This window comes from Wohlfahrtiimonas larvae (assembly GCF_002006755.1).
Taxonomy (GTDB): Bacteria; Pseudomonadota; Gammaproteobacteria; order Cardiobacteriales; family Wohlfahrtiimonadaceae; genus Wohlfahrtiimonas; species Wohlfahrtiimonas larvae.
Map to the genome: position 1 here is coordinate 1 of NZ_MVDO01000261.1, position 1,090 is coordinate 1,090.

The following is a 1,090-nucleotide window of genomic DNA, read 5'->3' on the forward strand; positions in this document are numbered from 1 at the left end:
AAAGCAACATAGCTTAGAAAGTAAGTCTGCAAAAGCTGAGTTTAAAGCGTCACGTTTGGATCATTATCGTGATTGGGTCAATGGTATTTTAGCAAATGAAGCAATGCCTTATGACAAGATCACAACTGAAATGGCCGTGTGGTCCATTGATGCAGGTGACTTGGATTATGCGATTCAAATTGCTGATTACATGTTAAGTGGTGATCACCCAATGCCACCTGTTTTTGAAGAAAAAACAGCAAGTGCATTATTGCGTTTATTCAATCAACAGGCAGATATTGCAACTTTTGAACAGCTCAAATCCATTGAAAAGATCTTTATTGCACAAGATGTGAAAGATGATTTACGTGCGAAGTTGTATCGCAAAATTGGTGAGCATCTTGTGGAGTCTGATCCCAAAGAAGCATTGCATTATTGGGATAATGCTTTGGAATTAGATAAAGAAGTTGGTGTGAAAACGAAAGCAGATCAGTTGCGTAAGAAAGTTGAAGAACCAGTAATTGAAGAACAGTCAGAGGATGGCTAAAAGAGCCTGCCACGGCAAGGGGGCTGTATTGAGAAGCTGATCATGTATATGACACGCGCTATTAATCAATATAAGCCCCCGAACTTTTAAGGATAAACATGAGCGGATTTGTCGGCAAAACAAGCAGTAATCAATCATTAACAATACCAAGATCAGGGTTTTGGCCAAGTATTGATATTGATGATTTTCGCAAGAAAATGCGTGTACTTGATTCTGTTGAGAATGAACAAGCTGAAATGGCATTGATGTCTGCACTAGATAGTACGATCTATGAATTGGCTTCTTTTGAAGAAAATCATAGTGAATATGATCATTTGGAAGATGTGCCAAGCAAAGAGATCGCAGGGCGTAGCCGTTATGTTTATAACTTTGAAAGAGCAGTGTATGCAGAAGCCAAAGCGCAGTTGTTAGAAGAATTTTTTGACATTGATCTCACTCGTAAAGCTGGGGAAGATCGTGCAGCAACAGGTATTCCCAAAGTTGCTGAATTACGCAAAGAAAGCTATGCAGCGATCCAAACATTTTTCAATGAATCAGCAATTTTTGTGGAATTGGTATGAGAAA

Annotated in this window: 2 protein-coding genes; both read left to right on the forward strand. The window is 38.9% G+C overall.

Features of this window, described 5'->3' with window-relative positions; translation table 11 throughout:
* Positions 1–526, forward strand: a 526-nt coding sequence (gene gpM, locus BZK14_RS12930) for a phage terminase small subunit (RefSeq protein ID WP_077926867.1), incomplete at its 5' end; no start/stop codon positions are given.
* 98 nt (positions 527–624) lie between these two features.
* The gene (locus BZK14_RS12935; protein ID WP_077926868.1) at positions 625–1,086 is read left to right on the forward strand and encodes a head completion/stabilization protein; all 462 of its coding nucleotides are present in this window, start codon (positions 625–627) and stop codon (positions 1,084–1,086) included.
* Positions 1,087–1,090: the final 4 nt, after the last annotated feature.